Source organism: Lachnospiraceae bacterium oral taxon 096 (assembly GCA_018141845.1).
Lineage (GTDB): Bacteria > Bacillota > Clostridia > Lachnospirales > Lachnospiraceae > F0428.
Genome location: CP073340.1, coordinates 2,129,198 through 2,142,020, shown reverse-complemented (window position 1 = coordinate 2,142,020; position 12,823 = coordinate 2,129,198). Strand labels below are relative to the sequence as shown.

General features: G+C 39.0%; 10 protein-coding genes. All 10 read left to right on the top strand.

Annotated features, from left to right (window positions below):
* Positions 1 to 18 precede the first annotated feature (18 nt).
* Positions 19 to 1,383, top strand: a complete 1,365-nt coding sequence (gene murD, locus J5A74_10345) for a UDP-N-acetylmuramoyl-L-alanine--D-glutamate ligase (GenBank protein QUI95743.1) — start codon at positions 19 to 21, stop codon at positions 1,381 to 1,383.
* Positions 1,384 to 1,396: 13 nt separating this feature from the next.
* Entirely contained in the window at positions 1,397 to 2,614 is a 1,218-nt protein-coding gene (locus J5A74_10340) for an FtsW/RodA/SpoVE family cell cycle protein (GenBank protein QUI95742.1), read from the top strand.
* The gene (locus J5A74_10335) at positions 2,611 to 3,333 is read left to right on the top strand and encodes a hypothetical protein (GenBank protein ID QUI95741.1); all 723 of its coding nucleotides are present in this window, start codon (positions 2,611 to 2,613) and stop codon (positions 3,331 to 3,333) included. Before J5A74_10340 ends, J5A74_10335 begins: the two co-directional genes overlap by 4 nt.
* A 129-nt stretch (positions 3,334 to 3,462) precedes the next feature.
* On the top strand, positions 3,463 to 4,767 hold the full coding sequence (gene ftsZ / locus J5A74_10330; GenBank protein ID QUI95740.1) for a cell division protein FtsZ: 1,305 nt from the start codon (positions 3,463 to 3,465) through the stop codon (positions 4,765 to 4,767).
* 73 nt (positions 4,768 to 4,840) lie between these two features.
* Positions 4,841 to 5,461 carry a ribonuclease H family protein gene (locus J5A74_10325; protein QUI95739.1) on the top strand — a complete coding sequence of 207 codons (621 nt, stop codon included), beginning with the start codon at positions 4,841 to 4,843 and terminating at the stop codon, positions 5,459 to 5,461.
* A 27-nt stretch (positions 5,462 to 5,488) separates the two neighbouring features.
* Positions 5,489 to 8,326, top strand: coding sequence for an excinuclease ABC subunit UvrA (uvrA, locus tag J5A74_10320; protein ID QUI95738.1), 2,838 nt, complete (start codon positions 5,489 to 5,491; stop codon positions 8,324 to 8,326).
* Positions 8,327 to 8,343: 17 nt separating this feature from the next.
* Positions 8,344 to 9,897 (top strand): glutamine-hydrolyzing GMP synthase, encoded by a 1,554-nt coding sequence (guaA, locus tag J5A74_10315; protein ID QUI95737.1) that lies wholly within the window; start codon positions 8,344 to 8,346, stop codon positions 9,895 to 9,897.
* Positions 9,898 to 10,045: 148 nt separating this feature from the next.
* Entirely contained in the window at positions 10,046 to 10,678 is a 633-nt protein-coding gene (locus J5A74_10310; GenBank protein QUI95736.1) for an RpiB/LacA/LacB family sugar-phosphate isomerase, read from the top strand.
* A 457-nt stretch (positions 10,679 to 11,135) separates the two neighbouring features.
* Positions 11,136 to 11,906, top strand: a complete 771-nt coding sequence (locus tag J5A74_10305) for a nuclear transport factor 2 family protein (GenBank protein ID QUI95735.1) — start codon at positions 11,136 to 11,138, stop codon at positions 11,904 to 11,906.
* Between the two features lie 142 nt (positions 11,907 to 12,048).
* Positions 12,049 to 12,669 (top strand): 4Fe-4S binding protein, encoded by a 621-nt coding sequence (locus J5A74_10300; GenBank protein QUI96894.1) that lies wholly within the window; start codon positions 12,049 to 12,051, stop codon positions 12,667 to 12,669.
* The last annotated feature ends 154 nt before the right edge of the window (positions 12,670 to 12,823 follow it).

Genomic DNA, 12,823 nt, shown 5'->3' with positions numbered 1-12,823 from the left:
ACATTTGGAGGTAGAAGGATGAAGAAAAAAGTCATGGTTGCTGGATTAGGAAAGAGTGGAATTTCTGCAGCAAAGTTATTATTGGATGTGGGAAGCGAGGTCCTTTTGTATGATGGCAATGCCCAGCTAGATGTAGAAAATATCATTGAAAAACTTCATGTAGAGGATAGAAGTAAGATCACCACAAAGACAGGAGAACTTTTGGCAGAGGATTTGGCTGGGATTCATCTATGTGTCATCAGTCCAGGAATTGATCTTGAAACACCATTTGTCAAGGTGATTAACGAGGCTAAGGTTCCAATTTGGAGTGAAATAGAGCTAGGATATGCCATTGCCAAGGGAGAGTTGATTGCCATCACAGGAACGAATGGAAAGACAACAACCACGGCTCTTACAGGGGCCATTATGAAAAAGTTCAATTCGGACAGCTTTACTGTTGGAAATATTGGAATTCCATATACAGATGTTGCATTGGCAACAACGGAAAAATCAATTACTGTATTGGAGGCTTCAAGTTTCCAATTGGAGACCATTATTAAGTTTCGGCCACATGTCAGTGCGATTTTAAATATCACACCCGACCACTTAAATCGTCATCATACGATGGAAAATTATGCACGAATTAAAGAGGATATTACACTCAATCAGAGCAAAGATGATTTTTGTATTCTCAACTATGAGGATGAAGTTTTGAGAAAGTTTGGAACGGATGGGGAATGTCCAGCTACCGTAGTATTTTTCTCCAGTGCTCAGAAATTGGAAAATGGATTTTATCTCGATGGAGATATGATTTATCATGCCATTGATGGAAAAAGTGAGGCAATCTTAAATATTCAGGATGTCAATTTGCTCGGTCGACATAACTATGAGAATATTATGGCAGCGATAGCGATGGCCGATTGTATGAAGGTGCCAATGGATGTTATCTTAGAAGTTTGTAAGGAATTTAAGGCGGTGGAGCATCGCATTGAATTTGTTGCCGAGCAATATGGTGTCAAGTATTACAATGATTCTAAGGGAACAAATCCTGATGCAGCTATTCAGGCAGTAAAGGCCATGCCAGGACCTATTCTTTTGATTGCAGGTGGATATGATAAAAAGTCTACTTATGATGAATGGATTGAATCATTTAATGGAAATGTACGCTATTTAGTTTTGATGGGACAGACTAGAGATGCCATTGCTGAGTGTGCAAAAAAGCATGGCTTTCCAAATGAGAATATTATTTATGCAGAGAGTATGGAAGAAGCAGTTAAGGTCTGTGCTTCTTATGCAGAACCAGGGGATGATGTATTGCTTTCCCCAGCATGTGCAAGTTGGGGAATGTTTGATAACTATGAGCAGCGCGGAAATATTTTCAAGCAATGTGTGAGAAATTTGTAATATGAGAGCGGGTTTGAGAAATTTTTTTATTGGCATTATAGCGGATGTGGTACAAAGTTTCCGAAAATCAAGAAATTCCAATGGCAGAATTGACCGTAAGATGATTGTGGCAATGATTATGTTGGCTGTGTTTGGTCTTCTTATGGTCTACTCGGCCAGCTCCTTCGCATTACAAGTAGATGGGAAGAATGTTTGGTCGACCACATTGAGGCAATTTGCATTTTTTATCATTGGTGGAATTGCCTGTGCAGTTATGGCAATACTATTGGATTATCATTTGTTTTTAAAGTGGACGCCCTGTCTCTATCTCTTTTGTGTTTTTTTGAATCTCTATACGATGTTTTTTGGTGTGAGTAGTCATGGACAAAAAAGATGGCTAAGAATTGCGGGGATAAGGTTTCAGCCTTCGGAGGTGTCAAAAATTGTATGTATTTTTGCCATGTCCATTTTACTTGTCAAATTGTCTTCAAAAAAGAGTGTAGGAATAGGAAAAGTATTTTTGGATCTTTGGACTGTAGGACTGTGGAGTTTTGCTCTTGCAGGACCAATTGCAGTGAGAAACCTCAGTACAGGTTTAATTATTATCTTTATGAGTTTGTTGATGTACTTTTTGACACAGAATATCAAAACTGGAGCGATGATTTTTTGGGTCGGTTTTTTGACCCTTTTGATTGCCGGTGGGCTCTATACGCTCTATGTTTTTGGCGATCATCTTGGTTTTTTGGGATATCGAATTTCGAGAATTTTAGTTTGGAGGCATCCAGAGAATTATAAAGATAGTGGAGGATATCAGGTATTACGTGGTCTCTATGCGGTAGGTTCAGGTGGACTTTTGGGAAGGGGCTTTGGACGAGGACTGCAAAAAGTGACGGGTCTTCCAGAAAGTGACAATGATATGATTTTTGCTGTTATTTGCGAAGAGCTTGGTGTTGTTGGTGTGGCCATTTTATTTATTATCTATGCCTATTTATTTTATCGAATGGCCATGGCTATTGCAAAAGTCAAAGATATCTATGGAAGATTTATTATTATTGGTGTGATGGCACATTTTAGTTGTCAAATTGTGTTGAATGTGTGCGTTGTTACAGGGCTCATTCCCAACACGGGTGTCACTTTGCCTTTTATTAGCTATGGTGGTACAGCCATTATTACATCGATGATTGAGGTTGGATTGGTGCTCAATGTTATGCACTGCGATCGAAAAAAGAAATCGAGTGGAGCAGAGCGATGAAGAAAAAGATTTTTGCAATTGTAGTTTTGTTGTTGATTTTGTTTGCTGTGGCATCTTCGAGAATAAAGATTACCAAGGTAGAATATAGTCATATTACACATGGGAGTTGGTTTGATACTCAAGCTCTAAATCAGGAGATTTTTCAAAAAAAGGGAGATAATCTCTTGGTCAAAGTTTGGTTTCGTCAAATGACGGGAGATCTTCCAAAACTTCCATTTGTACAGAGCTATCGCATTAAATTTCATGGTTTGCATCAGGCAGAAATTGCAATTCAAGAGGAAGATATTGTGGCCTATATCGAGTATATGGGTTCGAAGTTTTATATTGATGATGGGGCGAAGGTTTTAGAAAGCTCTTCTAAAGTTTTAGATGGAGTTATTCGAGTAGATGGAGTTGAATTTAAGGAAATTCATCTTGGAGAAACTTTGCGTGCGGAAGATGAGACAGAGCTCAATGAAATGCTTGGGTATTTGCGTTCATTGCGCTCGTTTCATATTCAGGGAGATCGCTTTTTTTATTCAAAATTGGGAGATAATTATTTATATATCAATAAGATGGATATTAATTTGGGAACGAGGGAAAATATGCAGAATAAGTTAGAAACGCTTGCAGATATGTTACCTGACCTCCTAAAACAGAATTTGGATGGAACACTATTTTTAAATCGCTATACGGATAAACCAAGCAGTGGATGGTATACTTTTAAAAGACGCAGTTAATTCGAAAAAAAGAGAATTAATTGTTGATATTTCAAGTGAAAGATATTATTATAGAATGTGACTTGTTGCGGAATTTTATAGGAAATTCCACATTTTCTAGGACGAATAAACACATGGGAGGAGAATACCTTGTTGGAAATAAAGATTAATGAAGCTGAGAATGCAGCGAAGATTATTGTTGTTGGTGTAGGTGGGGCTGGCAATAATGCAGTCAATCGAATGATTGAAGAGAATATTGAGGGTGTTGAGTTTATTGGTATTAATACAGACCATCAGGCATTGCAATCTTGCAAGGCACCAATTGCTATGCAAATTGGAGAAAAGTTGACGAAAGGTCTCGGCGCAGGTGCAAGACCAGAGGTGGGTGAAAAGGCAGCAGAGGAAAATTCTGAGGATATTTCGGCAGCACTTGCTGGTGCAGATATGGTTTTTGTCACCTGTGGCATGGGCGGTGGAACAGGAACGGGTGCCGCACCAGTTATTGCAAGGATTGCCAAGGAAATGGGTATTTTAACAGTTGGTGTTGTGACAAAGCCTTTCCGATTTGAGGGAAAGCAAAGAATGGTCAATGCACTCAATGGTATTGAGTGCCTAAAGGAATGTGTGGACACCTTGATTGTCATTCCAAATGACAAGCTCTTGGAGATTGTAGATCGAAGAATTAGTATGCCAGATGCACTCAGAAAGGCCGATGAGGTATTACAGCAGGGTGTACAGGGTATCACAGATTTGATCAATGTACCAGCACTCATTAACCTTGACTTTGCGGATGTGCAGACGGTTATGATTGACAAGGGATATGCACATATCGGTATTGGATATGCAACAGGCGATGAGAAGGCACTTGATGCAGTAAAGCAGGCTGTGCAATCTCCACTTTTGGAGACCAGTATCGAGGGAGCATCACATGTCATTATCAATATTTCTGGTGATATTAGCTTGATTGAAGCCAATGAGGCCGCAAGCTATGTACAAGAACTTGCTGGCGATGATGCCAATATTATCTTTGGTGCGATGTATGATGAGAATGCACAAGATGAGGTGACGATCACGGTTATTGCAACCGGTCTTGATGAAGTGCCAACAGCACTTCCTGTAAAAGGACAATTTACAAAGGACTTTAACAATAGAAAGCCAGCACCGCCAGTGCAGCCAACACAGCAGCGTCCAACACAACAGGCTCGCCCACAGCAACAAAATCGTCCACTCTATGGTGGAAATAATGCAGCTCCACAGGGCACTCAACAGCAGGCAAAGCCAGCATTTACACAGCAACAACAGGCAAAACCAGGATTAAATAGAGCTGAGCAGCCAACAGAAGGTCAGAGTCAAAATCAGGATGCCAATAATCAGCAAAGAAATGTAGGATTTAAGCAAAGACCAAGTTCAGAGATTCAGATTAATGTTCCTGATTTCTTAAAGAATAGAAAGTAAGTAGATCGATTATATCGTATGATGCAAGGGGGAGTTTTCAATCGTTTGAAAGCTCTCCTTTGTATTCTATCCTATGTATGGTGGAGAAAAAATGAAAAAGTATTACGCAGTTCGCATAGGCAGAGTGCCAGGAATTTATGAGACATGGAATGAGTGCAAGGCACAAGTGCATGGTTTTGCTTCGGCATCCTATAAATCATTTACAAATAGAGAAGAGGCACTATCCTTTGTCAATGGGAATGAGAATAGGCAATGTAAAAAAATTTGCCCTGATAAAGAAACATTGCTTGCCTATGTAGATGGAAGTTACAATGCAGCTTCTCATGAATTTTCTTATGGCATTGTCTATTTGAGAGAAGATGGGGAAGAAGTAGAGGCAAAGAAAGTGGAGGATCCAAGTCTTGTCGATATGAGAAATGTTGCAGGTGAGATTAAGGGAGCCGAGATGGCTATGCGTTATGCCTTAAAAAATCAATATAAAAAACTCTATATTTTTCATGATTATGAGGGCATTGCCAAGTGGTGCACTGGAGAGTGGAAGACCAATAAAGAAGGAACAAGAGCCTATCGAAATTTTTTTGAAAAGATTAAGCATCAGCTAGAAGTTCATTTTGTAAAAGTTGTAGCACATACCAATATTAAGTACAATGATATGGCCGATGCACTAGCGAAGTCTGCACTTGGTATTCAGTAAGAAATGAAGAAATGAGAGCGAGGTAAAATGGCAAATAAATTTATAAAAATTAGGGGAGCAAAGGAGCATAATCTAAAGGATGTTAGCTTAGATATTCCAAGGGATGAGCTTGTTGTATTGACAGGACTTTCGGGATCTGGAAAATCTTCTCTTGCCTTTGACACAATTTATGCTGAGGGACAGAGAAGATATATGGAGTCGCTATCTTCCTATGCAAGAATGTTTTTGGGACAAATGGAAAAGCCAGATGTAGAAAGTATTGAGGGACTTTCCCCAGCAATTTCTATTGACCAAAAATCAACCAATCGAAATCCTCGTTCGACAGTGGGAACAGTCACAGAAATTTACGACTATATGAGGTTATTATATGCACGCATTGGAACACCACATTGTCCAAAGTGTGGAAAGGAAATCCACAAGCAAAGCATCGATCAGATGGTGGACAAAATTTTGGAATTGCCAGAAAAAACAAAGTTTCAAATTCTAGCACCCATTGTTCGAGGCAAGAAGGGACGGCATGAAAAGGTGATTGCACAGGCCAAAAAGAGTGGCTATGTGAGGGTCATTATTGATGGGAATCTCTATGAGTTGTCAGAGGATATTGAATTAGACAAAAATATTAAGCATAGTATCGACATTGTTGTGGATCGACTGGTGGTCAAGGAAGGTATAGAAAAGCGTCTGACGGATTCTTTGGAAGCAGCACTGGCACTTGGAGAAGGCTATGCCAAGGTAGATATTATTGGCGGGGAAATATTGAATTTTTCTCAAAATTTTGCCTGTCCAGATTGTGGAATTTCCATTGATGCGGTTGAGCCAAGAACATTTTCATTTAATAATCCCTTTGGTGCCTGCCCGGACTGTGTGGGATTGGGATACACTATGGAATTTGATGAGGACTTAATGATTCCTGATCCTTCATTGAGTATCAATGAGGGAGCAATCACGGTGATGGGATGGCAAAGTTGTAATGACAAGAAAAGTTTTGCCAATGCACTTTTGCTTGCTCTTTGTGAAAAGTTTGGATTTGATTTGGACACACCATTTCAAGATTATCCAAAAAAAATACATGATATTTTAATTTATGGAACCGATGTAGAGGTGGATGTGCACTACACAGGACAGCGTGGAAGCGGTGTCTATCCAACGACATTTGAGGGACTCATTAAAAATGTGGAGAGAAGGTATCGAGAGACATTTTCAGAGACAGCAAAGGCAGAGTATGAGCAATTTATGCGAATTTTGCCTTGCAAAAGCTGTGGTGGAAAGCGACTAAAAAAAGAAGCTCTTGCCGTCACTGTGGGCGATAAAAATATTTTTGATGCCACAGATATGAGTGTAGTAAAATTTAGGGAATTTATGGATGGACTGAAACTTACACCGACACAGGCACAGATTGGTGCGTTGGTCATCAAAGAAATTCGTGCGAGAGTGAGTTTTTTAATTGATGTGGGACTGGATTATCTTTCACTGTCAAGATCCACAGGAACACTCAGTGGCGGAGAGGCACAACGCATTCGTCTAGCAACCCAGATTGGATCAGGGCTTTTGGGTGTAGCCTATATTCTTGATGAGCCGAGTATTGGTCTTCATCAAAGGGACAATGATAAACTTCTTGGCACCTTAAAACATTTAAGAGATCTTGGAAATTCTGTCATTGTCGTTGAACACGATGAGGACACGATGAGAGAGGCAGATTTTATTGTAGATATTGGACCTGGAGCAGGAGACCATGGTGGAAAAATTATTGCCACGGGAACAGCAAAAGAGATTATGGAAAATCCAGATTCTATTACAGGAAAATATCTCTCAGGCAAACTTTTTATTCCTATTCCAAGACAGAGGAGAGTGCCAAGTGGATGGTTAAAAGTCAAAGGAGCAGCAGAAAATAATCTCAAGAAGATTGATGTGGATATTCCGTTGGGAATAATGACCTGTGTGACTGGCGTTTCAGGTTCTGGAAAATCTTCTCTAGTCAATGAAATTTTATATAAGGCTTTGGCAAGAAAGTTAAATCGTGCCCACACCATTGCAGGAAAATATAGGGAAATTGAGGGTATTGAGCAATTAGACAAGGTGATTGCCATCGATCAAAGTCCGATTGGAAGAACACCGAGATCAAATCCAGCGACCTACACAGGAGTTTTTGATATGATTCGAGATCTCTTTGCGGCGACACAGGAGGCAAAGACGAGAGGATATAGCAAAGGTCGATTTAGTTTTAATGTCAAAGGTGGAAGATGTGAGTCCTGTAGTGGAGATGGGATTATCAAAATAGAAATGCATTTTTTGCCTGATGTCTATGTGCCATGTGAAGTCTGTGGTGGAAAACGCTATAACCGAGAGACATTAGAGGTAAAATATAAGGGAAAATCAATCTATGATGTACTGAATATGACTGTTGAGGAGGCATTGCATTTCTTTGAACATATTCCAAGTATTCAAAAGAAAATGCAAACGCTCTATGATGTGGGGCTTTCCTACATTCGCCTTGGGCAGCCATCGACAGAGCTCAGTGGTGGAGAGGCACAGAGAATTAAGTTGGCTACAGAGCTTTCAAAGAGAAGCACGGGAAAAACGGTCTATATTTTAGATGAGCCCACGACAGGGCTTCACTTTGCCGATGTTCATAAATTAGTTGAAATACTCAGACGCTTGTCAGATAGCGGAAATACTGTTATAGTTATAGAGCATAATCTTGATGTAATTAAGACGGCAGATTATATTATTGATATGGGACCTGAAGGAGGCGACAAGGGAGGAACCGTCATTGCAAAGGGAACACCTGAGGAGATTGCAAATGTAAAGGATTCTTACACTGGTCAATATGTAAAGAGATATCTTGTTCCAGAGAAATATCAATAAAAAGAGGAGGGGAAGTTTTGAATTTAAAACAGGAATTAATTATTGTTTTGGATTTTGGCGGTCAGTACAATCAACTTGTTGCAAGGCGTGTCAGAGAGAACAATGTCTATTGCGAAATCTATTCATACAAGATGCCAATTGAGGAGATTAAGGCAAAAAATCCAAAGGGAATTATTTTGACAGGTGGTCCAAATAGCTGTTATGAAGATGGAGCACCAGCGTACTCAAAAGAACTATTTGAGCTTGGCATCCCAGTACTTGGACTTTGCTATGGTGCACAGATGATGCAACATCTTCTCAATGGACATGTCACTAAGGCACCAGTGGGCGAGTATGGAAAGACAGAGATTGTCATTGATAACAAAGAGTGCAAACTCTTTAAAGATGTGCAAGAAAAGACCATTGTATGGATGAGCCATTCTGATTATATCGAAAAGGTAGCACCTGAATTTGAGATTGTGGCACATTCTAAGGACTGCCCAGTGGCAGCAGCACAGAATATGGAAAAGAATCTCTATGCCATTCAGTTTCATCCTGAGGTACTGCACACAGCAGAGGGAACAAAAATGATTGGAAACTTTGTTCGCCTTGTCTGTGGCTGTGATTGCAATTGGAAAATGGATACATTTGTAGAAAGTAGTATCAAGGCCATTCGAGAAAAAGTGGGAAATGGCAAGGCACTCTGTGCTCTCTCTGGGGGGGTGGATTCTTCTGTTGCTGCAGTTATGATGAGTAAGGCCATTGGAGAGAACTTGACCTGTGTGTTTGTGGACCATGGTCTTCTTCGAAAGGATGAGGGCGACGAGGTAGAAGCTGTCTTTGGTCCAAATGGCCCATATAAGCTAAATTTTATTCGTGTCAATGCACAGCAAAGATTTTACGATAAGTTAAAGGGCGTGACAGAGCCAGAGCAAAAGAGAAAGATTATTGGCGAAGAGTTTATTCGAGTATTTGAGGAAGAGGCAAAAAAGATTGGTGCGGTAGATTTTCTTGTACAGGGAACGATTTATCCCGATGTCGTTGAGTCAGGTCTTGGCGGAGAGAGCGTAGTGATCAAGTCCCACCATAATGTCGGAGGGCTCCCTGACTATGTCGACTTTAAGGAGATTATCGAGCCACTTCGTGACCTCTTTAAAGATGAGGTGCGAAAGGCAGGGCTTGAGCTTGGAATTCCAGAAAAGTTGGTATTTCGTCAGCCATTCCCAGGTCCGGGACTTGGCATTCGCATTATTGGCGAAGTGACGGAGGAGAAGGTAAAGATTGTTCAAGAGGCCGATGCGATTTACCGCGAGGAGATTGCCAATGCAGGACTTGACCGAAGCATTAGTCAGTACTTTGCGGCTCTCACCAATATGAGAAGTGTTGGCGTTATGGGAGATTATCGAACCTATGACTATGCCATTGCCCTTCGTGCAGTCAATACCATTGACTTTATGACCGCAGAGTCAGCAGAAATTCCATATCCTGTACTTCAAAAGGTGACCAGTCGCATTATCAATGAAGTCGATCATGTCAACCGAGTGATGTATGATATCACCAGCAAGCCACCGGGAACTATTGAGCTTGAGTAAACAAAATAACGCCACAAATCCTTTAAATATAAGGGTTTGTGGCGATTTTGTGTATGGTTTGAATACAAAATGAGTACAAATTTGAATTTTACAATGTATTTTTGTATTTCAATAGTAATGAAAAAACTGCAATATAAGAGAGGTAAAAATGAAGATAGGAATAATTCAAGGAACAACACAAGTTGATAAGAATGAAATATTATATAGAATAACAAATAAAGTAGTGTCATCAAAGAATTATGAAATTATAAATTTTGGGGTTTATCCGTGGGAAATAAATTCATATTCGTATACAGAAATTGCGGTCTTAACTGCCTTACTCATCAATAGTAAGGTGGTCGATTTTGTGATAACTGGATGTTCTTCAGGGCAAGGAATGAATTTGGCATGCAATACATTGCCAGGGTTATTGTCAGGGTTTATTCAGAATCCACAAGACGCCTACCTATTTGGAAGAATTAACGATGGCAATGTAGCAAGTTTATCTTTGGGATTGGGTTTTGGTTGGTTAGGGGAACTCAATCTTGAATATACTTTAGAAAAATTGTTTGATGGAGACTTTGGAATCGGATTTCCTCCAGAGATTGCAGAACGAAAGATTAAAGAAACCAGTCGTGTTAAAAAATTTAATGAAATAAGTAAGGTATCTTTGATTGAGTTTATGGAGCAGTTGGAACAAGAGTTTATGGCTAAAATACTGTCTAAAAAAGATGTTATTGATTATATACTTAATCATTCAAGAGAGGAAAAACTAATAAAATACATTTCAAGTAAGATTTGATATGATTTCAAGATATATGATTAAAATTTTAAGCTTTGATATAAACAATCATATTTCCCAAATGATATCTACAAATCCCGGGTTGTTTAAATCATTGAATAGTATAAAAACAAGGCACATAACTTTAAGACTTATAATCTTTCAGATATGTGCTTTTTCTGTGCTTATTTATACCGAAAGAAACTTTTGCTCTGATACCGCCTCTGTAGAACCTTACATTATTTTATTCAAAGGGAATACAATCTTTTCATACTGTCGGGATAGTTCACTTTTCAATACTTCTTTTATAATTTCGTTATTCTTATAGTTTGATTTCATTTCCTTCCAATTGTCAAGTATATCGTAAAAAAAAGATGTAACTATTGATATTACATCCGCATAGTGATAATATAAGCTCACAAGATGAAATAACAAAGGTTACATCAACGCAATAAATCAAATTTAGGAGGAAATTATCATGACAAACAAAGAGAAAGCATTGGCACTTATTAGTATATTTGCATCAGGAGATACAATGAAGGCAAAGGAACTTCTTGCAGAGGGTTACATTCAGCATAATCTTGCTTATGGAACAGGAAGAGATGCTTTTGTAGGAGCAGTGGAATATCTTGCTTCTGCCCCGGTTAAAACAACTGTTAATAATGTTCGTGCATTTGAAGATGGCGATAAGGTGTTTCTACAAACGGTATATAATTTTGCAGGAGCAGGAGATCAGGTAGCATTTGATATTTTCAGATTTGACTCAGAAGGAAAGATTGCAGAACACTGGGACAATCTGTCTACAAAAACTGAACCTAATCCGTCAGGACATACACAGATTGACGGCAACTTAGAGAAGAATGATGTGGATAAGGAAGATACAAGAAAGGTTGTAGAGGGATTTGTAGGAGATGTCCTTCGTGGAGAAAATCCTGATAGGCTTACTTCATACTTTGGTGGAGATAATTATATTCAGCACAATACAGCAATTGCTGACGGACTTTCAGGGCTTGGTGCTGCACTTGAAGCGTTGGCAAAACAGGGAATACAGATGATATATAATAAGACTTATTTTGTATTGGCTGATGGAGATTATGCACTTGCAGTAAGTGAAGGAACATTTGGGGGTGTGGCAACATCCTTCTATGATTTGTTCCGTGTGGAAAATGGGAAAATTGTAGAACACTGGGATGTTATGGAAACAATAGCTGATAAAACGACTTGGAAAAATCAGAATGGAAAGTTCTAATATAACTATTTATACTACAATATAGAGAGTGTAGAATGACGGCAGGAAGTATAAATACAAATCCTGTTATCATTCGAAAATTCTATCACAGCTCAAAAATGCAGAACTAATTAAGGTAGCAAGGGGTACAGGAGAAATTATGATGGAAGCGAAGAATTATTTAAAATATATAGTAGATGAAATTCATACAGTTATAGTCGCGACTGTAGATAGCGAAGGTCTTCCGGTTACGGCGGCTATTGATATGATGGATGCAGACGATTCAAGTTTATATTTTCTGACTGCAAGAGGTAAGAATTTATACGATAGATTATCGGACAGGAAATTTCTTGCATTTACAGCTATGAAAGGCGAGGACACAATGTCACGAGTGGCGGTATCTGTAAGAGGGAAAGTTAGAGAACTTGGATATGAAAAAATCCCTGAGTTATTTGAAAAGAACCAATATATGTATCAAATATATCCAACTGTTGAATCAAGAAAAGCCCTGACAGTATTTCAAATTTATGAAGGTACAGGAGAATGGTTTGACTTATCTAAAAAGCCTATAGAGAGAGCAAATTTTTCTTTTGGAGTTAAAACAGATGAAATGAAAGGTTATTTTATTACGGATGGTTGTATCGGATGTGGTAAGTGTGTGGAAGTTTGTCCACAAGATTGCATTAACCAAGAGACCATACCCTATGTAATTGAGAATAAGCATTGTCTGCATTGCGGTAACTGCTTAACGGTTTGCTCGGTTGGTGCAGTGGAAAGAAGGTAAAAATGGAGAAAAATATAAAATTTGTATTTGAAGGAGAATATTGGACATACTAAAATTGGGTCTGTAGGACTCATTCAAAGAATGATACAGCAAAAGCACATAACTTTAAGATTGGTTCTTTGTCAAGTGTTGGGGTGGGTTGATTTTTTAGCCC

Coding starts and splice junctions, on each gene's coding strand:
- murD (QUI95743.1), top strand. CDS start 19: ATGAAGAAAAAAGTCATGGTTGCTGGATTAGGAAAGAGTGGAATTTCT.
- J5A74_10335 (QUI95741.1), top strand. CDS start 2,611: ATGAAGAAAAAGATTTTTGCAATTGTAGTTTTGTTGTTGATTTTGTTT.
- J5A74_10325 (QUI95739.1), top strand. CDS start 4,841: ATGTATGGTGGAGAAAAAATGAAAAAGTATTACGCAGTTCGCATAGGC.
- uvrA (QUI95738.1), top strand. CDS start 5,489: ATGGCAAATAAATTTATAAAAATTAGGGGAGCAAAGGAGCATAATCTA.
- J5A74_10310 (QUI95736.1), top strand. CDS start 10,046: ATGAAGATAGGAATAATTCAAGGAACAACACAAGTTGATAAGAATGAA.
- J5A74_10305 (QUI95735.1), top strand. CDS start 11,136: ATGACAAACAAAGAGAAAGCATTGGCACTTATTAGTATATTTGCATCA.
- J5A74_10300 (QUI96894.1), top strand. CDS start 12,049: ATGGAAGCGAAGAATTATTTAAAATATATAGTAGATGAAATTCATACA.